The sequence below is a fragment of the Micromonospora sp. NPDC049523 genome, assembly GCF_040676775.1.
Taxonomy (GTDB): domain Bacteria; phylum Actinomycetota; class Actinomycetes; order Mycobacteriales; family Micromonosporaceae; genus Micromonospora_G.
In genome coordinates this window covers 159835-182198 of record NZ_JBFAPP010000015.1, presented here as the reverse complement: position 1 = coordinate 182198, position 22364 = coordinate 159835, and the positions used below count along the sequence as shown (strand labels likewise).

The following is a 22364-nucleotide window of genomic DNA, read 5'->3' as shown; positions in this document are numbered from 1 at the left end:
CAGGCAGTTGGACAATGTGCCCGATTGATTCCGGTGACCTGGCAGTCGGCTCTCGCGGTTCTGACAACCAAGTTGAGCGATCGAGGTGTGCGGAGGAAAGATCCCTGGATGGGGAGGGATGGGGATCCTTCGACAGGGGGAGGATCCCCATCCCTCCCCCTGTGTTCGGTCCAAGAATTCGATTACTCTGTGACCGGACCTCGCTGAATTGTGTGTGGCGCGGCACGGTTGCCGTCGACACCGGGACCCGAGACAGGTATCGGAGGACGGATCGTGTCGAACGATCTTCTCCGTTTGGCACGGGAGCAGGTGCCGTCATCTGTCCACCCTGGTAAGCCGACCTCGCGGAAAGAGCTCGCGGATCTCGTCAACAATTTGCTGTACGGCCACAGATCGGCGCACAGCGGCTTCGATGCGAACTACGTCGGCAAGCTGGAGCGAGGTGAGATCCGATGGCCACAGGAGGAATACCGGAAGGCGCTTCGGGTGGTCCTCAATGTCAGGGACGACGTCGATCTGGGTTTCTGCGCGGCTAAGGCTCGTAGTGGCCATGCCCCGGGGGAGTCAGTCAACGTTGGCGGCAGGGAGAAGGGAGCCGTTGCACGGCAGACGCCGGGCGCACACGTCCTTCAACATCGGGGCTTGGTCCCTCAGTCCGGACCCCGCTCGAAAGATTCGTTCCAGTTCGGTGATCCGCTAGCGCCTGCCCCGGTGTCGCTGCTGGCGCCCGGGCGGGGACCCGCTGCGACAGCGCCATTGCGACAGCCGTTCACACTGTGGGCACCCGAGGGCCGATTCTTTCCAGGGTTAGCACTTGAGGCATACGTGCACCCTGCCGTCATCCGTGGGCAGATCATGGTCACGGTTCCGGACGGATACGGTGACGATCCGATCCTCAACCGGCCAGGGCGAGCGCTGGTGGTCGGCAGCACGGAGAGCAGGGACGGCAACCGACTGTTCGGGATGGATTCTCGGCACGTTCGCCGGCGGCTGCGCGGCGCAATGCCCGGGGCGCGATTAGCAATTCCCCACGCTTACGTCCTTGACGAGCTCACCTCCGCCGTCCTGTGGGCTGTGACAAACCTTGACGCAGCACTGCTCGCCGACGACGATCTGCTGGAAGAATCACGTCGTGACCTGCCCGGATATGAGCCTATGGTGCGGTCGGCGGCAAGCCGGGATCTCGCCGCTGACCTCACGCCCGCCGCGCAGATCTGGCTCGGTTCCGCGTTCTGTGCCGGCCACATTCGCCGCCACTACCCGACGTTGACTGACGTACCCGTGTTCTGGACCCAGGAGAGCAACGGGGAGGAGGCCAGCACCTGGTTGCTGTTCGGCCACAAACTCGAATACCTGCGGGCGACGGCCGAACGATTCATCGGCGCGGGACCCGTACGCATCTTCTGCGTCCCGCGTTCTGCGCTCGATGGGTCGCCCACGGGCGAACGGATCTTGCTGCTGCTGGCGGTGGCCCTCATGGAGTCATACGGCATCAGGGTCATCGTTACCGACGAACCGGAGTACGCCGGCACCGCCGGGTTTGTCTCCGACCGGCGTCGCGCGATCGTCGCGACCTGGGTACGGGCCGATGGCATTTGGCACGTCGACGTCACCAACAATCGTTCGACACTGCGGGAGTACACCGACGCCGCCAACGAGGCCATGAACCACTCTGTTATCGCCGGGCTGGCCTCCCCTCAGAGGCTCCGCGCACTTGCCGACTACCTGGGGTTGGACTGGTTACCCCTGGCCCGTCGCTGCCGTGAGCTTGCTGATCATGGCCTCGCGGGAATCGCCCAACCGCGAAGCCGCCACCTTTCGATGGCCGGCATCGACCGTAGCTGCCGATACGTCGCCGGTATCGACCTCGACGCCTACTAGGCTCAGCCACCACAACCGATAGCGTCGAGGAGATCTTGCGTGGCCGCGACACCTGCCAACGACGTGCCGCGAGTTGTCGTGTTCGGCCTTGGCGGCACCATTGCTATGACCGCCGGGGCTGCCGGTGGCGTTGTGCCCGCCCTACCAGCCGATCAACTCGTCGCTGCGGTACCTGGCCTGGGGAACACCGGAATCAACGTGGAGGTGGTCAACTTCCGCAATCGCCCCGGGGCGTCGTTGACCTTCGAGGACCTGATGGAACTCGCTTCCCAGGTGCGGGGGCATTTCGACCTCGGGGCGACCGGGGCGGTGATCACGCAGGGCACGGACACGATCGAGGAGACCGCCTACCTTCTCGACCTGCTCCACGACCAGCCGCAGCCCGTAGTGGTTACCGGGGCTATGCGCAACCCGACCCTTGCCGGTGCGGATGGCGCAGGCAACCTCCTTGCCGCCATCGTCGTGGCCGCCAGCGCGCAGGCGCGTCACCTCGGCTCGGTAGTGGTTCTCGCCGACGAGATCCACGCGGCGGTGCGTGTGCGCAAAACCCACTCGACCAGCGTCGCCACCTTCGCCTCCCCAGACGGGGGACCACTGGGGTACCTCGTGGAGGGCGTCCCCCGGGTTCTCAACCGCGTGCGACGCCACGTCATCCGGGGTCCGTTCGAGCCCGCGCCCCGCCAGCCTCGAATCGGTCTCCACACGGCGACGATCGGTGACGACGGCCGGATCCTCAGCGCGCTTACCGACCAGATGGATGGCCTCATTGTTGCGGGCTTCGGGGTGGGCCATGTCCCCGAGACGTGGCTGCTCCCACTTACGGACCTGGCCGCTCGGGTTCCCGTGGTTCTTGCCTCCCGCACCGGCGCCGGCCCCGTCCTGTCCGGTACCTATGGCTTTCCGGGCTCCGAGCGTGACCTCTTGGGCCGAGGTCTTATATCCGCCGGGCTGCTGGACCCGTACAAGGCACGCATCCTGCTGCACCTGTGTCTCGCCAGGGGCGCCGACGGCGCCCAGGTCGCGGCGGCCTTTCAAGCTGCTGGCGGACTGGGTGACCCCGCAGAGTGGCCCTGGCCGGCACCCCGCTCGGCTCACCACGATCCACGATGACGGCCGCGGATATCTGAAGGGGCACACGGATGCGCAGTCATGAGGTGACCGTCGGACGTACCCTGGCGGTGATCATGGAGCACGGCGAGGACTTCTACGCAGCTCTTGCCGAAGCGTGCCAGGTCCACGGTATTCGGCAGGGCTACATCCCCATGTTCATCGGCGGTATGAGTAGCGTCGAGATTGTCGGGACCTGCGAGCGCCTCGAAGATCCCCAAGCTCCCGTCTGGTCCAAGGTCCACTTGACGAACGTCGAGGCACTCGGTGCCGGCACGCTCGCCTACGACGACACTACCGACGCCGTTTTGCCCCATATCCACGTCAGTGTTGGGTTGAAGGCCCAAAGTGCGGTTGGGCACACCAGTCACCTGCTCGCTGCCACGGTTCAGTTCGTCACGGAGTTGGTCATCATCGAGGTCACGCAGCCAGTGATGAGCCGACCTCGACAGCCCCGCCTCTACGACGTACCGCTTCTTCGGATCGACTCCGCCCCCGGAGTGTGAGTCTGCCGGGCTGGAGGAGTAAGAGCCGGCTGCTCGCCGTGCTATGGGTCGCGTGGGAAGGGGCGTGGGTGGGTGAGCGATGGGGCGTGCTGGTGGGCGCATAGGATATGCGGTCATGGCACGCGTGCTCACTCCCCGTGCGGAGGATTTCCCCCGCTGGTACCAGGACCTGATCGCCAAAGCGCAGCTCGCCGACAACGGGCCGGTACGCGGGACGATGGTCATCCGACCAGCGGGCTACGCGATCTGGGAGCGTATGCAGGCTGAGATGGACAACCGGATCAAGGCGGCAGGGGCGGAGAACGCCTACTTCCCGCTGTTCATCCCGGAGTCCTACCTCAAGCGCGAGGCCGAGCACGTCGAGGGCTTCTCCCCGGAGTTGGCCGTGGTCACCCACGGTGGCGGCAAGCCGCTGGCCGAGCCGATCGTGGTACGCCCCACCAGCGAGACCGTGATCGGCGAGTTCATGGCCAAGTGGGTCGACTCGTACCGGGATCTGCCGCTGCTGCTCAACCAGTGGGCGAACGTGGTGCGCTGGGAACTGCGCCCGCGGATCTTCCTGCGTACGAGCGAGTTCCTGTGGCAGGAGGGGCACACCGCGCACGTCGACGAGGCCGACGCGCGGGCCTACGCCCGTCGGATCCTGCACGAGGTGTACGAGGACATGATGGTCAACGTACTGGCCATCCCGGTGGTGGTCGGGCGCAAGACCGCGCGTGAGCGGTTCGCGGGTGCGACCAGCACGTACACGCTCGAAGGCATGATGGGCGACGGCAAGGCGCTGCAACTGGGCACCAGCCACGAACTCGGGCAGAACTTCGCCAAGGCGTTCGACATCACGTACTCCGCCGCGACCGGCGGCATGCAGCACGCGTGGACCACCTCCTGGGGCACCTCGACCCGGATGCTCGGTGGCCTGATCATGACTCATGGTGACGACAACGGGCTGCGGGTGCCGCCTCGGCTCGCCCCGATCCAGGCGTACGTGATGGTCGTCAAGGCCGGCGACGGGGTCAGCGAGGCGGCGGCGAAGCTGCGCGACGCGCTGCGCGACGCCGGGGTCCGGGTCGCGCTGGACGAGCGGGTCGACACCCCGTTCGGCCGCCGGGCCGTGGACGCCGAGCTCAAGGGCTATCCGGTACGGGTCGAGGTCGGCCCCCGTGACCTGGCCGCCGGTAACGCGGTCGTGGTCCGGCGTACGGACGGGTCGAAGACCCCGGTGCCGGTCGCCGACGCGGTCTCGGCGGTGCTCGCCGCGCTCGACGCCGACCAGAAGGCGCTGCACGACGAGGCCCTCGAACTGCGCAAGTCCCGCACCTTCGAGGTGCAGACGCTGGCCGAGGCGATCGAGGCGGCGGCCACCGGCTGGGCCCGGGTGCCGTGGTCGGCGGTCGGTGTCGAGGGCGAGGCCGAGGCGAACGGGCAGGGCGTCACCGTACGCTGCCTGGTTCGTGCCGACGGCTCGGTGCCGGACTCGGAGGACGAGCCCGACCTGGTCGCCATCCTGGCCCGCTCCTACTGAGGCCCGCTGATCCTGCGGTGTCCACCAGTGCCCGCGACGACCTGCTGACCGGGGCGTCCGCGTCCCGGTTCGCCCCCGGTCGACTGATCATGCACCGTAACGTGCGCCGGGGGCGGATCGGTTGGGTCCGGTCGGCCCGGGTGGTCAGTGACGACGAGCGCGGTCTGCTGGTCTGGATCGCGCGCGGTGCGCCGGTCGCGCACGAGGTCGCCGACGACGGCCGGGGCATGCGGGCGATGCCGTTCGCCGAGTGGCTGAGCCGTTCCTACCGGCTCGCCACCGGCGTCTGGGCGGGTCCGCCGCTGCTGAAGTTCCTGCCGACCGGTGCCGACCACTCGGTCTGGTTGTTCCGCGACGCCGACGACCGGTTCGCCCACTGGTACGTCAACCTCGAAGAGCACGGGGTGCGCTGGGACGACGGCGAGGTGGCCGGCGTGGACGTGGTCGACCAGGACCTCGACATCGTGGTCGACCCGGACCTGAGCTGGCGCTGGAAGGACGAGGAGGAGTTCGCCGAGCGCCTCGCCTTCCCCGACGGCTACTGGGTGCCGGACGAGGCGGCGGTCCGCGCCGAAGGGCTGCGGGTGGTACGGATGATCGAGGCCGGTGAGTTCCCGTTCGACGGAACCTGGCGCGACTTCGTACCCGATCCGGGGTGGACGGTGCCGTCGTCGCTGCCGCCGGGTTGGGATCGACCCCCGGTGCGCTGAGCGCCCGGCGGGGTCTGCGACAGCTCCCGTAGCTGCGCACCGCACCGACCGGCGAGTCCGGACAAAATGGCACTACCAACAGTGTCGTGCTGCTGACAGAAGCCGTGAAACCGCAGGTCAGGGACCTAGGCTCCGGGCAAGTCGTTCCCCTGGTGGGAGGTCCCCGTGGCCGACCAGATCACCTCCTGGGCAGACCTGCAGGCACGCGCGGCCGAGATCCTCGCCCGGGTCAATGCCGATGCCCGGCTGGGCCGCGCCGCCGCGGCGAACCCGCTGCTCGCCATCGAGCGGCTGGACTACACCATCGACCCCGAGATCAGGCCCGCCCTCGCCGACCAACTGAGGCTGGGCCCCGGCGCCGCCGGCCACCTCGCCGACCTGCGTCGGGAGGTCGCCGTGCTGGCCGGCCGGGCGGTCGACCCGGACGACGCCGAGGACGTACGCCGGCTCCTGGTCGAACTCGGCATCGTCGCCGTGGCACCGGGACCGGTGCTGGACACCAGACCGCCGCGCTGGCGACCCGGTGGCGCCGGACCGGACCCGCTGCGGCGCCTGCGCGACCAGCACCCGGTGCTGCCGCCGCTGCTGGACTACCGGCGGATCTCGGCCGCCCGGCCCCGGTTCGCACCCGAGCGGACCTTCGTCGCGCTGCTCGACGGCGAGCGGACACCCGCGGTGACCGTCGTGGCCGCGCGCCTGCGGCGGGGCACCGCACCGGTCCCGGTCGCCGAGCTGTAGCACGAAGGGAGGACCATGGCCGACACGCACGGGTTCGACGTCGTGATCGCGGCGACACCATCGGTCCTGCGCAAGGCGCTGCGCGGAGCCTGGAAGTCCGCCGGCTGCGGCGACACCGGCACCGGCGCGGTCCCCGCGTACGTGCCGGTGCCGGCCGGGCTCGACCTCGGCGCTCTGACCACCTCCGGCGGGCAACTGGAGATTCCGCAGCAGCAGCTCGACGCCGAACTGCTGCCCGAGATCGACGGCTGCCGGCTCGTCTTCGGCGTGCTCGCCCAGCTCACCCTCGCCGACCCGCCGGTACCGTCCGCCCGGCTGCTCGACCTGACCGCCACCGTACGGGTCGAGGTGCCGATCGGGCTGCTGCCGGGCTCGCTCGACGTCGGGATCCGGCTCGACGGGCTGCCCCGCGGCGCGGTCGACGTGGAGGTGACCGGCGGCGACCCGATCGCCGGCAAACTCGACCAGTTCCTCGCCGAATACCTGCACCTCGCGTACTGCAACGGGGGCCCGGCCGGGCCGGTGGACCTCGGCGTGCCGACCATCCCACACGAACTCGACGAGTCCGGGCAGGCGCTCTCCTTCGGCGGCAACGCCTACACCGTCGACACCCACCTGGAGTTCTACGACGACCAGGGCCAGCCCGGCTACCGGATCGAGGTGAGCCGACCCGACCCCGGACACGTACTGATCAGCCTGCCGAGCTACCTGCGCATGTTCGACCTCATCGGAGACGGGCCGGCTCCGGAACTCGCCGACCCGATGGGTGTCGAGGCGCGGCTGGAGATCCTCGCCGAGTTGGAGGCACCGCCGGGGGCGTACACGGTGCGGTTCGACACGGCGGTGGTCACCGTCGGATCGATCACCCCGGCGCCGGGCCTGGAGGGCACGAACTACACGATGAACAACGGCAGCCTGTTCGGACTCCTCGAGAACACCCTCCGTACGCGGCTCGGCCGGCAGGGCGCGGACCTGGTCCAGGGCTTCGGACCGCGTACCGTGCCGGTGCCGACCACCGGGCAGGTCGCCGCGTTGATCGGCGACCTGTTCCACACCGACCTGGCCGCCCGCGGTCAGCTCGCGCTCTGGACCCCGCAGGCCGGCGGCGAGCGGTTCGAGGCGCGGGACGTGGCCACCCGGGCGCGTGCCGATGCACTGCTCATCGCCGTCAACGCCGCCGCCGGTGCGGACATCGGCGCGATCGGCACGCTGGTGCCGGCCGGGCGGGAGTTCGCCATCGCGCTGGCCGGACCTGTCGTGCGGGCCGGCATCGAGGCCGCCCGCGCCGGCAACGGCTGGGCCGGAGTGGACCTGCCCCGCCGCGTCGAGCGGGACGGCAGCCGGGCCGACGTACGCGAACTCGACGTCGAGCCGGTCGACGGGGCGATCCGGATGACCGGTGCGCTGACCGTGGTCGACGCGATCCTCGGCAGCATCGACGTGGACGCCACCTTCCGGGCCGACGCCGGGTTGCGCTGGCACCCCGACGGTGTGCTCGACGCGGACGGCATCCAGGCGATGGAGTACCAGGTGATCGGCGACCCCGACGTCGATCCGGCGGAGTCGGGGGCGTTCTGGCTGGTGGCGCTCATCCTCGCGGTGGTGAGCTGGGGGGCGGGCAGCATCCTGGTCGGGATCGTCATCGTGGTGGTGGCCGCCGTGGTCGGCGGCATCGCCGCCAGCATCGGCAGTTCGACCCGCGCCGACCCGGTCACCGGGGTGGTTCGCGGACTCGCCGGCTGGCCCCCCGAACTCGCCCGGATCGGCCGGGTGCGGGCCGTCTTCCACAACCCGATCACGATCGCCGCAGACGGGCTGGTCCTCTCCGGCACCCTGGAGGTGCTCAGCTCCCACGCGCAGACCCCGGTGCTGGCCGCCCGTGCTGGCGGCTCCTACACCGGCACCGCCGGTTCGGCGTTGACCCTGACCGCGGGGCACACCGGCCCGAGCGCCACGTACACCTGGCGGCCCGGCGACGGCAGTCCGGTGGCGGCGACCCGCGACCTCACCCACGGCTACGTCGCCTGCGGTGTCTACCTGGCCGAGCACTCCCTCACCGTCACCGAGCCCGGCGGCGCCACCAGCCACAGCTTCGCCCTGGTCTACGTGGCGAACGTGCCGCCGACCGTGGACGCCGGTCCGGACCTGGTGGTCGACGAGGGTGAACTGGTCACGTTGGTGGGGCGGTTCTCCGATCCGGACTGGACCGACTCGCACGAGACCATGTGGAACTTCGGTGACGCGTCCGCGACCGAGCCGGGCACCGTGGTCCAGACGGGCCGACCGCCCCGGTCCGAGGGGACCAGCACCGTACGCCACGCCTGGTCGGACAACGGGATCTACGAGGTGACGCTGCGGGTACGGGACCGCAACGGGGGCATGGCAACCGACTCCCGGCTGGTGACCGTACGGAACGTGGCGCCGACCGTGGACGCCGGGCCGGACCTGTTCACGTACCCGAGCACGGTCCTCACCCTCACCGCCAACTTCAGCGACCCGGGCTGGTGCGACACCCACACCGCGACCTGGGTGTTCGGCGACTGCAGCACACCGATCCCGGCGGTGGTGACCGAGGTCCACCAGTCCCCGGCGAGCCGGGGGAACGCGGTCGCCGCGCACCGGTACCCGGACCGTGGCACCTTCCTGGCCCGCTGCACGGTCTCCGACGACGACGGCGGTACGGGCAGCGACGAGGTGGTGATCCGCGCGGTCGACGTGGTCAACCGGCACTTCGAGGACGGTTTCACCCAGCGTGGCACCGGTGCGGTGGCGATCGGCTGGGAGTCGTACCTGTGCGCGTCGGCGGCGACGGACACCGCGCCCCGGCACACCGCCAGCAACATCGTCGTCCACGGTGGCCGGCGCTCCCAGGGCCTGCAGGCCGGCGCCCGCGAACGGGTCGGTGTGTACCAGCGGATCGGCGCCAACCCGGACTGGTCGTACCAGCTCACCGCCTGGTACGACCTGGACCAGGCGAGACCGGGCACGGCCCGGCTCGGCGTCGACCCGGCCGGCGGCGTCGACCCGGGCGCCGACTCCATCGTGTGGAGCGACGGTACGGCGTCCGAGCGGTGGAGCCCGCTGACCGTACGGGTCGCCGCCCGTTCTGCCGCGATCACGGTTTTCCTGGAGGCGTACCGGCCGGACGGGCGGGATCCCGGACCGGGGGTGGAACGGGTCTGGTTCGACGACGTCGAACTGCTCGCCGCGCAGCCGTACTGCCCGCCGGCCCCGCCGCCGCCGACCGAGGTCACGCTCGACTTCGGTGACCGCGAACGGGGCACCCAGTTCCCGCCGGAGTGGACCGAGCAGGGCTTCGGCCTGCGTACGCCCGACGGTGGTGGCCGGGCGGTCGTGCTGTTGGACCCGCCGGCCTCCGGTAGCGGGCTGCGGCTCGGTCTCGGACTGGTGCTGAGGCTGCCGCGTCCGGCGGATCGGGTGACGGTCACCCTGCTCAACGCCGGTGGCCGCCCGCTGTCGCTGACCGCGGTCGACGCGGCCGGCAACATCCGGGACCGGGCGCAGGTGCCGCCGGCCAGCCCGGCGCTGCCGGCCGCCGCGGTGCTGACCGGGCCGGGCATCGTCGCGGTCCGGATCGACGGCCGCGGGGTTGAGGCGTTCCTGGTCCGCTGCCGGGCGGTGCTCGAAACACCCGTGCCGCCCGGCCCCCGGCCGCCGCCGGGTCCCGCGGGAACGTCGGCGGCGACGGGTCCGACCGGAAGGGGCTGGCGTGGTTGAGCCGAGGAAGGTGACGACGGTGGTCGGTGCGGCGACGGTGGACGACCGGTGGCTGACCAGTGCGCGTACCCGTACCGCCCTGGGTGACCTGGACCGGCGGATGAAGGACGCGGTGGCGTCGCGGGATCCCGGCCTGTGGACGATGGCCACCGCCCTGCTCGATCGTGGCGGTAAGCGGATCCGGCCGGCGTTGCTGCTGGTCGCGGGGGAGTTCGGCACCTTCCGGCCGGACCGGTTGCTGGACGCGGCCGCCGCCCTGGAGTTACTGCACCTGGCCACGCTCTACCACGACGACGTGCTCGACCGGGCCGTCACCCGCCGGCACGGCCCGAGCGTCAACGCCCAGTGGGGCGACTCGAACGCCCTGGTCACCGGCACGTTCCTGGTGGCGCGGGCGAGCGCGCTGATCGCCACCTTCGACGACGGCTACGGCCGGGAGACCGCACGGGCGTTGGTGGAACTCTGCACCGGTCAGCTCCGCCAGACCGAGAACGCCTTCCACACCGGCCTGACCGAGGCCGAGTACCTGGAGATCATCGCGGGGAAGACCGCGACCCTGTTCGAACTGCCGTGCCGGCTGGGTGCCCGGCTGGCCGGTGCACCGGACCGGATCGTCACCGCCCTGTCCCGTTACGGCCACGACCTGGGCGTCGCGTTCCAGCTCGCCGACGACGCCCTGGACATCTGGGGCAGCGCCGAGCGGCTGGGCAAGTACCCGCTCGGCGACGTCCGGGAGGGGGTCTACACGCTGTCCGTACTCCGGTTGCTGGCCCGCGGCACACCGGCCGCGCTACGGGTACGCGAACTGCTGGGCGTACTCGAACCGGGTGCCGCCCAACTGGCCGAGGTACGCAACCTGGTGCTCCGCTCCGGGGTGGTGGACCAGGTCCTCGGCGAGGCCCGCGAACTCGCCGCCCGCGCCCGGAGCCACCTCGTCGGGCTCCCCGCCGGACCGGCTCGGGAGTCGCTGTGGCGGCTGGCCGACCATGCCATCGCCCGGGCCGGCTGAGATGCCCGGGCAGACCGGCCCGGTCCGGCTCGACGCGGTGGTGGTCGGCGCCGGCCCGGCCGGGTCGGCGACCGCGTACCACCTGGCCAGGAGGGGTCGGCGGGTGCTGCTGGTCGACCGGCGTGACTTTCCCCGGGAGAAGAGCTGCGGGGACGGGCTGACCCGGGCGGCGGTGCGGCTGCTGGCCGACATGGGGGTGCTGGAGGAACTGGACGGGGCGGCCCGGGTGGTCGGGGTCCGGGTCCGGATGCGCGGCCGGGGCAGCCGTGACTTCCGGTACGACGGGGACGGGCCGCTGGCGTACGGGATGGTGGTGCCCCGGCTGGAACTCGACGCGAAGCTCTGCCATTCGGCGGTCCGGGCCGGCGCGACGCTCTGGTCCGACGCCCGCGCGACCTACCTGCTCGGCGAGCCCGGTGCCGTACGCGGGGTGGAGATCGAGCGGGAGGGGCGGCGGATGGCGGTCCGGGCCCCGGTGGTGGTCGCCGCCGACGGGGCGTCCTCCGGGCTGGGCCGGCAGGCCGGACTCCGTACGGGCGCGGCGGAGCAGACCGGTTTCGCCGCCCGTGGCTACTTCACCGGTGTGGTCGACCTCGCCCCGCTGCTGGAGATCCACCTGCCGCTGTTCGACGTGACCGAACGGCACCTGCTGCCCTCGTACGGCTGGGTCTTCCCGGTCGGCGGCGGGGTGGTGAACGTCGGTGTCGGCCTGTTCGACCCGTCCCACCGGGACAGTGTCCGCAGCCTCTACGACCGGTTCGTGACCGACCTGATCGCGACCGACCCCCGGTTCCGGCGGGCCCGTCCGGTGGGCCGGATGAGCGGGGCGCCGCTGCGGCTCGACTTCGACCCGGCCCGTTGCGGGGTGCCGGGGCTGCTGCTGGTCGGTGACGCCGCCGGGCTGGTGAGCCCGTTCACCGGTGAGGGGATCAGCTTCGCGCTGGAGTCCGGGGCCCTGGCCGCCGCCAAGATCGACGCGGCGCTGCACGAGTCCGACGACGCGCCCGTCGACCCCGCTCCGTACGCCCGTGAGCTGGGCGCCCGGCACGCCGGCTACTTCGAGACGGGTCGCCACACGGCACGCCGTTACCTGCTCACCTGGCGGATGCTCGAATCGACCTTCGACGACGACCGGCCGATCTTCACCCTGTGCCGGTGGTTGGCTCTGCACCCCGACGGCGCCGCCGCCGAACGGGTCCTCGCGCCGCTTCCGCCGCTCGACCCCGGCCTGGGTCGAGCACTGCGGCGGGACCTGGCGGCGGTGGCCGAAATACTGGCTGGTTGCGTACGCGACGACTGGCCGATGTTCGTCCGGCTGCTCGCGGTCGACCGGGATCCGGCCGCGGTCTCGATCCGTCCGGCGGTGCTCCTGCTCGCCGCCGCGTACGTCGGCGGCCTCCGCAGCCCGGTCAGCCACGCGCTGGCGGCAGCGGTGGATCTCGGCCTGCTCGCCGGACTGGCGATGGACGGCGCCGGCCCCGCGCCCGCCCGGCCGTACCCCGGTCTCCCGCTTCCCCACAACGCCCCTTTCCGCAGCTCCCGTACGTCGGTGCCGTGGCCCCGGGCCGCACCGAGCCCCGGCGGCCCGGCCGGTGGCCGGGGGAGCGCGGCGGCACCGGTGCCGTGGGGGAGCCGGTTCGCCATCCTGCTGGCCGACTACCTGCTCGCCCGCGCGTACGAGCTGGCCGCGCAGGGCGGGGCGGCGGTGGTGACGGAGTTCGCCGACGCGCTGACCGCGAACTGCGAGGGCCGGGCCAGGGAGCTGCGCGCCGCCGCGCAGGCCGGACCACCGACCCCCGGCCCCTCGCCCCGCACTTCGCCCGGTCTTCCGCCCGAAACCGGGACGGCAGCGGCGGCCGGGACCGACTGGTCGGCGCGGGTGGAGCTGCTCACCGCCCGGATGGCCACCACGTTCGAGCTGCCGTGCCGGTTGGGTGGTCGGCTGGGTGGGGCCAGCCCGCCGGTGGTCGACGCGCTGGCGAGCTACGGGCGGCACCTGGGGGTGAGCTATGCGCTGGCCGACGAGCTGCGGGCGGCGGGTGGGCAGGCCCGGCCGGCGGGCGGTGAGCTGGTCCGGTTGGTCGACGAGCACGCCCGGCAGGCCCGTCGGGCGCTCGACCGGGTGCCCGACGGGCCCGCCCGGGAGCTGCTGCACCGGCTGGCCGAGGGGTCGGTGGTCCGGCACGGGTGGTACTCCGGGATGATCGGGGAAGACGCCGAGGGGGAGGCGCCTTGAGAGCGGCGAATGCGACAAACAGGGCGAATGGCCAAGTCGGCCGGGTCCGAGGTGAGATATCCGTACCGGATCTGGCACAATGGGTCGCTGGTATCCGGCACGCGTTCGGCGCCCTCTAACCCGGGCGTGTTGCCAGTCCACCGAGTTGTCTCCGGCCCAAACCCCACTGTGCCGGTTGGCGCTCACCCGCCCACCGCCCTTCCGGGCTGGTGAGAATCGCAACAGGAGCGAACAGACTGTGGCCGTAAAGATCCGGCTCCTGCGGATGGGTAAGATCCGCAACCCGCAATACCGCATCGTCGTCGCCGACTCGCGTACCAAGCGGGACGGTCGCGCCATCGAGTTCGTCGGCATCTACCAGCCGAAGGAACACCCGTCGATCATCCAGGTCAAGTCGGAGCGGGTCCAGTACTGGCTGTCCGTCGGCGCGCAGCCGAGCGAGGCTGTCCAGCGTCTGCTGGAGAAGACCGGCGACTGGCAGCAGTTCAAGGGCCTGCCGGCGCCGCCGCCGCTGCTGGTGAAGGACGCGCCGGCCGACCGTCTCGCGATCTACGAGGCCGAGTCGAAGGCCGCGGCCGGGGTTGCCGACGCGCCGGCCGCCAAGCCGGCCAAGAAGGCTGCCAAGGCGGCTGCGCCGACCGAGGCTGCGGACGAGGAGCCGGCGAAGACCGAGGAGCAGACTGGTGCCGCCTCCGGCGAGCAGGCCTGACGTGGCTATCCGGCCAGCACTGGAGCACCTGGTCAAGGGCATTGTCGACCACCCGGACGACGTTCGCGTCCGGCTGGTCGACTCGCGCCGGGGCAAGCGGCTTGAGGTACGGGTGCACCCCGAGGACCTCGGCACGGTGATCGGCCGGTCCGGGCGTACCGCCAAGGCGCTGCGCCAGGTGATCGGCTCGATCGGTGGCCGTGGGGTCCGGGTCGACATCGTCGACTCGTACTGATGCTCCTGATCGTTGGCCGGATCGGGCGGCCGCACGGTGTCCACGGTGAGGTCACCGTGGAGGTGCGGACCGACGAACCCGAGGCACGGTTCGCTGTCGGGTCGGTGTTTCGCGCCGACCCGACGGCACCTGCCAACGCACCCGTCCCCGCCGGCCCGGCACCGGTCACCGACCGGGGCGAGCCGGTACGGGTGCCGGAGTCGCTGACCATCGAGACGGTCCGCTGGCACCAGGGCCGCCCGCTGGTCCTCTTCGAGGGCTTCTACGACCGGGACCTCGCCGAGGTGCTGCGCGGCACCCTGCTCTGGGTGGACAGCGCCGACGTGCCGCCGCCGAGCGACCCGGACGAGTTCAACGACCACCAGTTGGTCGGCCTCGCCGCGGTCAGCCCGTCCGGCGAACCGCTCGGCGAGGTGACCCGGATCGACCACGCGCCCGCCTCCGACCTGCTGGTGTTGCGCCGACCCGAGGGCGGGGTCGCGCTGGTCCCGTTCGTCAAGGCGATCGTGCCCGAGGTGGACCTGGCCGCCGGCCGGGTCGTGGTCGACGCTCCCGCCGGCCTCTTCGACCTCTGACCGGGTCGGTCCTGCGAGCTGCGACCGGTTGGTCCCCCGAGCCTGAGTGTGAGTGGCATGCGCGTCGATGTGGTTTCCATCTTCCCCGAGTATTTCTCGCCCCTGGATCTCTCGCTGATCGGCAAGGCGCGGGCGAGCGGGGTGCTCGAACTGGGCGTACACGACCTGCGCACCTGGACGCACGACGTGCACCGGACCGTCGACGACACACCGTACGGCGGCGGTCCGGGCATGGTCATGCGTCCGGAGCCGTGGGGTGAGGCGCTCGACACCCTGGTCCCGGCCGGTGAAACGCCCCCGCCGCGACTGCTGGTGCCGAGCCCGGCCGGGGTGCCGTTCACCCAGGCGCTCGCCCACGAGCTGGCCGCCGAACCGCACCTGATCTTCGCCTGCGGCCGGTACGAGGGCATCGACCAGCGGGTACTGGCACACGCCGAGACCCGGATGCCGGTCACCGAGGTCTCGCTCGGCGACTACGTGCTCTTCGGCGGCGAGGTGGCGGTGATCGTGATGCTGGAGGCGATCACCCGGTTGCTGCCCGGTGTGCTCGGCAACGCCAACTCGCTCGACGAGGAGTCGCACGCGCACGGGCTGCTGGAGGCGCCGGTCTACACCAAGCCGCCGAGCTGGCGGGAGCAGGACGTACCGGAGATCCTGCGCTCCGGTGACCACGGCCGGATCGCCCGCTGGCGCCGCGACGAGGCCCTGCTGCGTACGGCCCACCGCCGGCCGGACCTGCTGGCCGTACTGCCGGCCGAGCAACTGGACAAACGTGACGTGGCCACCCTGCGTGGAGCCGGATTTCAGGTGCCGCCCGCCGATATGGCAAAGTAGGGGGGTTGCCGTGGTTGCCCGCGCCGCGGGCGGCTACGAGGATCTCCGGTTCCTGCGGAGATCAGTATCACCCAATCCGCGCGCCGACCCCGGTGCGCCGTGAGCCTTACGAGGATGCAGCGATGAACACCCTGGACGCCCTTGACGCCCAGTCGCAGCGGACCGACACCCCAGCCTTCCGCGCCGGTGACACCGTCAAGGTGCACGCCCGAGTCATCGAGGGCAACCGTTCCCGTGTCCAGATCTTCCAGGGCGTGGTCATCCGTCGTCAGGGCGGTGGCCTGCAGGAGACCTTCTCCGTCCGCAAGGTCAGCTTCGGCGTCGGCGTGGAGCGGACCTACCCGATCAACAGCCCGGCGCTCGACCGGATCGAGGTCGTGACCCGCGGTGACGTCCGCCGGGCCAAGCTCTACTACCTCCGTGAGCTTCGCGGCAAGAAGGCGAAGATCAAGGAGAAGCGCGAGAAGCAGTCCAGCTGACCCGGTCCGGCATCGCCCCCGGTCGTGGGGGCGTGCCGTCCTGGCCGGCGGGGACTACGCTGGCCAGCACGGGCAGAAGCGCAACGTCTGACCGCGACGGTTGTCGTGGGGCGGGACGCGTCCGCACTACCGCCCGGGGCCGACTTCGGCTCGACCGGGCGGTAGTGCTGTATCTCGGGACCGGGGAGTTGCGTGGTACGTAGCGTGGATGAACAGGACGACGTCGAGCCCTGGCGCCGACGGGTCCGACGTGCCCGCAAGCAGATGCCGCTCTGGCAGGAACTGCCATTGCTCCTCGTGGTCGCCTTCTGCCTTGCCGTGCTGATCCGCAGTTTCCTGCTCCAGGCGTTCTTCATCCCCTCCGGGTCCATGGAGGACACCCTGTTGATCGGCGATCGGGTGCTGGTCAACAAGGTCGTCTACGACATGCGTGACCCGGTCCGGGGCGAGGTTGTCGTGTTCCGCGGCACCGACCGCTGGGCGCCACAGCAGAGCGACGAGCCCGAGCCGGGTTTCGTCGGCAAGCTGGGACGTACCGTGGGCGACCTGGTCGGGGTCAGCCGCCCCGGCGAGAAGGACTTCATCAAGCGGGTGGTCGGTGTCCCCGGCGACCGGGTGAAGTGCTGCGACGAGCAGGGCCGGGTGACCGTCAACGACGTCCCGCTCGACGAGACCTACGTGTTGCAGGACTCGCCCCTGGACATCCCGCCCGACCCCCGGGAGTGCCGCTCCCGACGGTTCGACGAGGTGGTGGTCCCGGCGGGTCAGCTCTTCGTGATGGGTGACCATCGGCTCGTCTCCCAGGACGCCCGGTGCCAGGGCCCGGTGCCGATCGACAACGTGATCGGCCGGGCCTTCGTGGTCGTCTGGCCGTACGCCCGGTGGGACTCGCTGTCGGTGCCGGAGACGTTCGAGAAGCTGCCGGAGGTCGTCGCCGCGCCGGCCGGAGCGCGGCCCCCGGTCACATCGGACGGCGGTGCCGGGCTTGCGGTCGTGCTGCCGATTCTGGGGCCGTTGTTCGTTTCCGCGAGTTCCCGGCGTCGCCTCCCAGCTCGGCATCGTAGGCTCCACCCGTGATTGACGAGCAGACCGACAAGCCGAAGCCGCGTAATTCCTTCTGGCGGGAACTTCCGATCCTGCTGGGCGTGGCCGTGCTGGTCGCGGTCCTGGTCCGGGCATTCGTGCTGCAGACCTTCTACATCCCCTCACCGTCGATGCAGCACACCCTGGACATCAACGACCGGGTGCTCGTCAACAAGTTGGTCTACGACTTCCGCGAGCCGCACCGGGGCGAGGTCCTGGTGTTCCGGGCGCCGTTCGAGTGGAGCAACAACCCCGACGGCGAGGACTTCATCAAGCGGGTCATCGGCGTCGGCGGCGACCACATCGTCTGCTGCGACCCGCAGGACCGGCTGATGATCAACGGACACTCGCTGGACGAGCCGTACATCTTCAGCGAGAACGGGGTCCGGGACCGGGCCGCCGACGAGGAGTTCGACATCACCGTGCCGGACGGTCGGCTCTGGGTGATGGGCGACCACCGCTCGGCCTCCGGCGACTCGCTGGAGCACTGGGAGCAGTCGAAGGCCGGCAATCCCGACGGGGACATCAACCTGGCCACCATCCCGGTGGACTCGGTGGTCGGGCGGGCCTTCACCGTCTTCTGGCCGCTGGACCGGGCCAAGTGGCTTTCGGTGCCGGACTCGTACGACGGGGTCCCCAATCCGTAACACCCGACCGTACGGTCCCCGATCCGTCGTCTTCCGCCCCGGCCGCCCGTATTCGGGCGGACTGGGCGCGTCTAGGCTGAGCCGGTGACCGTCTTCACCCCTCGTCAGGCAGCCAGGGTGCTGCTGCTCGACGGCGATGACCGGGTGCTGCTGTTCCGGGGCTCGGATCCGGCGCGGCCCGACCACCGTTACTGGTTCACCCCCGGCGGCGGTCTGGACCCCGGTGAGTCCCCGGTCGACGGCGCGGCCCGCGAGCTGGCCGAGGAAACCGGCTTGCGGCTGAACACGGAGCAGGTCGGCGAGCCGGTCTGGCAGGAGGTCACCGAGTTCCCGTTCGGCGGCCGCTGGTATCGGCAGGAGCAGGAATTCTTCCTGGTCCGGGTGCCGGCCGAGCTGGCCTTCGAGGTGGACACGGCCGGGTTCGACCAGATCGAGCGGGACAGCATCGACGAGCACCGGTGGTGGTCGGTCGCCGAGCTCGAAGGCACCGGCGACCGGTTCTACCCGACCGAGCTGCCCGCCCTGCTGCGCCGTCTGCTGGGCGGTGAGCGGTAGTGCTCACCCCGCCGCGCACCGTGGTCCGCCGCGAGGGCGGCCTGTACGCGCTGGAGCGCGCCCTGCAGCGGCGGGGCTTCCTGCATGTCGCGGGAGCGGACGAGGCCGGCCGGGGCGCCTGTGCGGGCCCGCTGGTGGCCGCCGCGGCCGTACTGCCCGAGGGGCGGCGCGGCGAGATCGACGAGCTGGCCGACTCGAAGCTGCTCACCCCGGCCGCCCGCGAGCGGGTCTACCGGGCCGTGGTCGACCAGGCGCTGGCGTACGCCGTGGTGGTCATCCCGGCCGACGAGGTGGACGCGCGCGGCCTGCACGTGTGCAACCTGGCGGCGATGCGCCGGGCGCTGGCGTCGCTGTCCACCCGGCCGGAGTACGTCCTCACCGACGGCTTCGGGGTGGACGGCCTCGGTGTGCCGGGGCTCGCCGTGTGGAAGGGTGACCAGGTCGCGGCCTGTGTCGCCGCCGCGAGTGTGCTGGCCAAGGTCACCCGTGATCGGATCATGGTGGAGCTGGACGGCCGGTATCCCGGATACGGGTTCGCCGAGCACAAGGGTTACATCACGGCGGAGCACACGGCGGCGCTGGAGCGTCACGGCCCGTGCGAGGAGCATCGCTTCTCGTACGTGAACGTGGCGTCGATCTCCGGTCGTGCCGGGCGCCCACCACGGTCCCGGCGGCCGGTGCGGGTGGGTGGGGATGAGTCGAGGAAGCGGACGACCCCGCCAGGGGGTACCGTCGGCGTGGCGTTGGGGGAGCAGCCTCGGCCGCCAGCGTCGGTGGGGGAAGATGTGGCCATGGAAGGCGGAGTGCGATGAGCGCGGAAGATCTCGAGAAGTACGAGACCGAGATGGAACTGCAGCTCTACCGGGAGTACCGCGATATCGTCCGCCAGTTCTCCTACGTGGTCGAGACCGAGCGCCGGTTCTATCTTGCCAATCAGGTCGACCTGCACGTGCGGAACTCGGACGGCGAGGTCTACTTCGAGGTGGAGATGCACGACGCGTGGGTCTGGGACATGTACCGACCTGCGCGCTTCGTGAAGAATGTCCGGGTCATGACGTTCAAGGACGTCAACGTCGAAGAGCTGGAAAAGCCGGAGATCTCCCTTCCAGCGGATTCCGGCTTCGGTAACTAGCTGACCGAGCTGAGCACGGCAGCGAGCTGACGGCGGGGGCCGGTCGCAGGGCGGGCCGACCCCCGAACACCGTCGCTCAGTCGTCGAGGACGGCGACCTCGACCCGCTGCACCAGGTTGTTCGCGAACCCGCCCCGGTTCCACGGCTGCTCCACCGGCTGCGTACGCCCCGACGCGTCGGTCGCCCGAGCGCTCAGCGTGTACCGACCGGGGGTCGCCACCCAGTCGTACCGCCAGCGGAGCCAGGCCCACTGGGTGCTGCCCGTACCGGCCACGGTCGGCTCCAGGGTCGCCGGGGACCAGGTGAGGCCGCCGTCGACGGTCACCTCGACGCTCGTCACCGGGGCGTGACCGGACCAGGCCCGACCGGTCAGCGGGACCGTACCGGGGCGCACCGCCCGCGATCGGGACATGAAGTCGGGGAAGCCGGGCGGCTGGACCAGCGCCCTCGGCTCGATCCGGGTCACCGCGACGCCCGGATCGTCGGCGTGCTGGCGTACCCGGTAGGCGACCGCGTTCTGGTAGCCGTCGAACTCCCGGTCGAGCACCTCGATCCGGTGCAGCCACTTCACATGCGCCATGCCGTACCAGCCCGGCACGACCAGGCGCAGCGGGGAACCGTGCTGCGGCAGCAGCGGGGCACCGTTCATCTCGTACGCCAGCAGCACGTCCTCGCGTCTCGCCTCGGGCACCGGCAGCGAGCGCTGGTAGTCCTGCTCCACCCCGCGCTCCACACCGTGGTCGGCGCCGGTGAAGAGTACGTCGACCGCGTCCGCCGACAGCCCGGCCGCACGCAGCAGCGGCGCCAGCGGGGTGCCGGTCCACTCCGAGGTGCCGACCGCCTCGACCAGCCAGGGCTGGCTCACCGGGCGGGGCTCCAGCAGTGCGCGCCCGTTGCCGGCGCACTCCATCGTGACCCGGTGGGTGACCCGGGGGCGGCGCTTCAGCTCGGCCAGGTCAAGGATCAGAGGCTGGTCCACCAGACCGTCGATGGTGAGCGTGTGGCTCTCAGGGTCGGTGTCCGGGATGTCGTAGTGGGTGAGCAGGTAGTGCAGGCCGACCGGCGTCACGTCGTACCGCAGCGCCTCCAGCGGCAGGCCGTGGTTGCGGGCGGCCAGTTGCAGTTCCTCGGCGCTGATCCCCTCGCCCGGCTCGGCCAGCCGCGACGGGCCGCTCACCTCGTTCACCGTGGTCATCAGTAAACCTCCCCGGTCCGGGGCCCGCGATCAAGGCGGGCGCACCGGACCAAGACTAGGTTCTGTCGGGACTGACTCCGCAGGGGCGGTCATCCGTACGTGTTCCGAGGAAGGGTCAGAGCATCCAGCGGTTGCGCTGGACGAAGGGCAGGCGGGCCCAGATCCGCCCGAGGCCCCAGGTGTGCCCGGCGTACGCGGCAGCGAGGACCACCAGGACCACGGCGTAGATCAGGTGGTAGTCGGTGATCGGGTTGGTCGACCCCGACGGCTCACCACCGCTGGTGAACCTGGCCAGGGGGAACTCCGCCAGCCACATCATGGCCATGATCAGCGCGCCGGAGCCGGCGGCCACCCGCAGGCCGATGCCGGCGATCAGGGCGATGCCGACGGCCGCCATGCCGGCCATGAACAGCGTGTCGGCCCACCAGGTGCCGGCGATCGAGTGGGCGATCGACTGGATCGGACCGACCTCGACGTTGGAGAGGAAGCCCTTGGTGGGCGAGCCGCCGTTGATCCAGGCCCGCTCGCTGGGGGTCGAGTACGCCAGGCCGAAGGTCTTGTCCAGGAACGCCCAGAGGAAGACGAACCCGGTGCTGATCCGGAGCACGGCCAGGGCCCGGGCGGCGGTGGTGGTGAGCATGTGCCCCGGCGAGAGGGCCTGTTCCAGGGCGTGCGCCGGGACCGCCGGAGCCTTGCCGCCGCTGTTGATGGTGGTCATCGTTGCCTCCGCTGTTAGGAGCTCTTTTTGACACCCTCACCATCTCCCGCGCCGGCACCCCACCGCGCGGGCCGGAACACCCCACTGCGGCAGGACCAAAGTCCCGACCTTCGATCGACGCCCCACCACGGTTGGTGTCAGATCCGGTGGCGGTGGACGTACAGGGCGTGCAGGTTGTGCGTGACGAGGAAGGCCGCGACGAAGCCGAGGAACACCGCCGGCAGGAACCCGAGGTGGGGAAGGACCGGTTCGGCGCCGACCAGGGCGATGCCGGTCAGCCACAGCGCCGGTGTGTACGCGGGCGCGAGGAAACCGGCCGTACTGACGCTCCACGCGCTGTGCGGGTGCCGGATCTGGGCTGCCCACGCGGCCGCGTACGCCAGCACCCCGACCAGGTAGAGCACCGCACCAGCCTGCTGGACCGGCCCGGACAGGGAGATCGGCAACAGCAGCGGAACCAGCAACACCGGTATCCGCAGCGCCGTCTCGGCTACCGACAGCCAACGCGGCACCGCGTTCCAGCTCTGTTTCTGGTACTCCCGGGGCAGCCGGTTGCCGAGCAGCGCGTCGAGTAGCAGCAGCGGCACGATCAACAGAAACCCGTTCACGGCGTAACGCATCGACCCGTCTCCAACCCTGCGAACCCGGCGGTCGCACGCGCCCGAGCATCCACCGGCTGATCGCCGCTGGTCAGGGGCGAAGGTCCCGAGCCGGGCGCATCCGACCCCATAGCAGATCAACACGCTCGGCGGGCG

Annotated in this window: 22 protein-coding genes; 19 read left to right on the top strand and 3 right to left on the bottom strand. The window is 70.9% G+C overall.

All coding sequences use genetic code 11. The features are described from left to right. The first annotated feature begins 375 nt into the window (after nt 1-375). The 19 genes from AB0J90_RS23920 (at nt 376) to AB0J90_RS23830 (ending at nt 19696) form a co-directional block, all read left to right on the top strand. Nucleotides 376-1881, top strand: coding sequence for an XRE family transcriptional regulator (locus AB0J90_RS23920; protein ID WP_363599262.1), 1506 nt, complete (start codon nt 376-378; stop codon nt 1879-1881). A 39-nt stretch (nt 1882-1920) separates the two neighbouring features. Next, nucleotides 1921-2991 carry an asparaginase gene (locus tag AB0J90_RS23915; RefSeq protein WP_363599234.1) on the top strand — a complete coding sequence of 357 codons (1071 nt, stop codon included), beginning with the start codon at nt 1921-1923 and terminating at the stop codon, nt 2989-2991. A gap of 29 nt (nt 2992-3020) precedes the next feature. Beyond that, nucleotides 3021-3494 carry a DUF296 domain-containing protein gene (locus AB0J90_RS23910; protein WP_363599232.1) on the top strand — a complete coding sequence of 158 codons (474 nt, stop codon included), beginning with the start codon at nt 3021-3023 and terminating at the stop codon, nt 3492-3494. A 115-nt stretch (nt 3495-3609) separates the two neighbouring features. Further along, on the top strand, nt 3610-5016 hold the full coding sequence (gene proS, locus AB0J90_RS23905) for a proline--tRNA ligase (RefSeq protein WP_363599230.1): 1407 nt from the start codon (nt 3610-3612) through the stop codon (nt 5014-5016). A gap of 89 nt (nt 5017-5105) precedes the next feature. Continuing rightward, entirely contained in the window at nt 5106-5726 is a 621-nt protein-coding gene (locus tag AB0J90_RS23900; protein ID WP_363599260.1) for a DUF402 domain-containing protein, read from the top strand. 165 nt (nt 5727-5891) lie between these two features. Beyond that, nucleotides 5892-6464 (top strand): hypothetical protein, encoded by a 573-nt coding sequence (locus tag AB0J90_RS23895; RefSeq protein ID WP_363599228.1) that lies wholly within the window; start codon nt 5892-5894, stop codon nt 6462-6464. 15 nt (nt 6465-6479) lie between these two features. Further along, entirely contained in the window at nt 6480-10202 is a 3723-nt protein-coding gene (locus AB0J90_RS23890) for a PKD domain-containing protein (RefSeq protein ID WP_363599226.1), read from the top strand. After that, nucleotides 10195-11211 (top strand): polyprenyl synthetase family protein, encoded by a 1017-nt coding sequence (locus tag AB0J90_RS23885; RefSeq protein ID WP_363599224.1) that lies wholly within the window; start codon nt 10195-10197, stop codon nt 11209-11211. The genes AB0J90_RS23890 and AB0J90_RS23885 overlap by 8 nt, the downstream gene beginning before the upstream one ends. A 1-nt stretch (nt 11212) precedes the next feature. After that, the gene (locus AB0J90_RS23880) at nt 11213-13447 is read left to right on the top strand and encodes a geranylgeranyl reductase family protein (RefSeq protein WP_363599222.1); all 2235 of its coding nucleotides are present in this window, start codon (nt 11213-11215) and stop codon (nt 13445-13447) included. Nucleotides 13448-13685: 238 nt separating this feature from the next. Then, nucleotides 13686-14156 carry a 30S ribosomal protein S16 gene (gene rpsP, locus AB0J90_RS23875; RefSeq protein ID WP_363599220.1) on the top strand — a complete coding sequence of 157 codons (471 nt, stop codon included), beginning with the start codon at nt 13686-13688 and terminating at the stop codon, nt 14154-14156. Further along, on the top strand, nt 14131-14391 hold the full coding sequence (locus AB0J90_RS23870) for an RNA-binding protein (protein ID WP_326560423.1): 261 nt from the start codon (nt 14131-14133) through the stop codon (nt 14389-14391). Before rpsP ends, AB0J90_RS23870 begins: the two co-directional genes overlap by 26 nt. After that, the gene (gene rimM, locus AB0J90_RS23865) at nt 14391-14966 is read left to right on the top strand and encodes a ribosome maturation factor RimM (RefSeq protein ID WP_363599218.1); all 576 of its coding nucleotides are present in this window, start codon (nt 14391-14393) and stop codon (nt 14964-14966) included. The genes AB0J90_RS23870 and rimM overlap by 1 nt, the downstream gene beginning before the upstream one ends. A gap of 57 nt (nt 14967-15023) precedes the next feature. Then, nucleotides 15024-15800 carry a tRNA (guanosine(37)-N1)-methyltransferase TrmD gene (gene trmD, locus AB0J90_RS23860; protein WP_363599216.1) on the top strand — a complete coding sequence of 259 codons (777 nt, stop codon included), beginning with the start codon at nt 15024-15026 and terminating at the stop codon, nt 15798-15800. Nucleotides 15801-15922: 122 nt separating this feature from the next. Beyond that, complete coding sequence (gene rplS / locus AB0J90_RS23855) at nt 15923-16279, top strand: 50S ribosomal protein L19 (RefSeq protein WP_326560420.1); 357 nt, start codon at nt 15923-15925, stop codon at nt 16277-16279. Nucleotides 16280-16471: 192 nt separating this feature from the next. Beyond that, a complete protein-coding gene (gene lepB / locus AB0J90_RS23850) occupies nt 16472-17356 on the top strand; it encodes a signal peptidase I (protein WP_363599214.1) in 885 nt (294 codons plus the stop codon). Next, complete coding sequence (gene lepB, locus AB0J90_RS23845) at nt 17353-18009, top strand: signal peptidase I (protein ID WP_363599212.1); 657 nt, start codon at nt 17353-17355, stop codon at nt 18007-18009. Before lepB (AB0J90_RS23850) ends, lepB (AB0J90_RS23845) begins: the two co-directional genes overlap by 4 nt. A gap of 84 nt (nt 18010-18093) precedes the next feature. After that, nucleotides 18094-18564 carry an NUDIX domain-containing protein gene (locus tag AB0J90_RS23840; protein WP_363599210.1) on the top strand — a complete coding sequence of 157 codons (471 nt, stop codon included), beginning with the start codon at nt 18094-18096 and terminating at the stop codon, nt 18562-18564. Then, complete coding sequence (locus AB0J90_RS23835) at nt 18564-19376, top strand: ribonuclease HII (RefSeq protein WP_363599208.1); 813 nt, start codon at nt 18564-18566, stop codon at nt 19374-19376. The genes AB0J90_RS23840 and AB0J90_RS23835 overlap by 1 nt, the downstream gene beginning before the upstream one ends. Beyond that, nucleotides 19373-19696, top strand: coding sequence for a DUF2469 domain-containing protein (locus AB0J90_RS23830; protein ID WP_121158970.1), 324 nt, complete (start codon nt 19373-19375; stop codon nt 19694-19696). Before AB0J90_RS23835 ends, AB0J90_RS23830 begins: the two co-directional genes overlap by 4 nt. A gap of 76 nt (nt 19697-19772) precedes the next feature. On the opposite strand, the gene AB0J90_RS23825 is transcribed toward AB0J90_RS23830, so the two are convergent. From AB0J90_RS23825 to AB0J90_RS23815, 3 genes are all read right to left on the bottom strand, one after another. Beyond that, nucleotides 19773-20891 (bottom strand): sulfite oxidase, encoded by a 1119-nt coding sequence (locus AB0J90_RS23825; RefSeq protein WP_363599207.1) that lies wholly within the window; start codon nt 20889-20891, stop codon nt 19773-19775. A 115-nt stretch (nt 20892-21006) separates the two neighbouring features. Continuing rightward, on the bottom strand, nt 21007-21609 hold the full coding sequence (locus tag AB0J90_RS23820; RefSeq protein WP_363599204.1) for a hypothetical protein: 603 nt from the start codon (nt 21607-21609) through the stop codon (nt 21007-21009). A 137-nt stretch (nt 21610-21746) separates the two neighbouring features. Continuing rightward, nucleotides 21747-22229, bottom strand: coding sequence for a hypothetical protein (locus AB0J90_RS23815; RefSeq protein WP_363599202.1), 483 nt, complete (start codon nt 22227-22229; stop codon nt 21747-21749). Nucleotides 22230-22364: the final 135 nt, after the last annotated feature.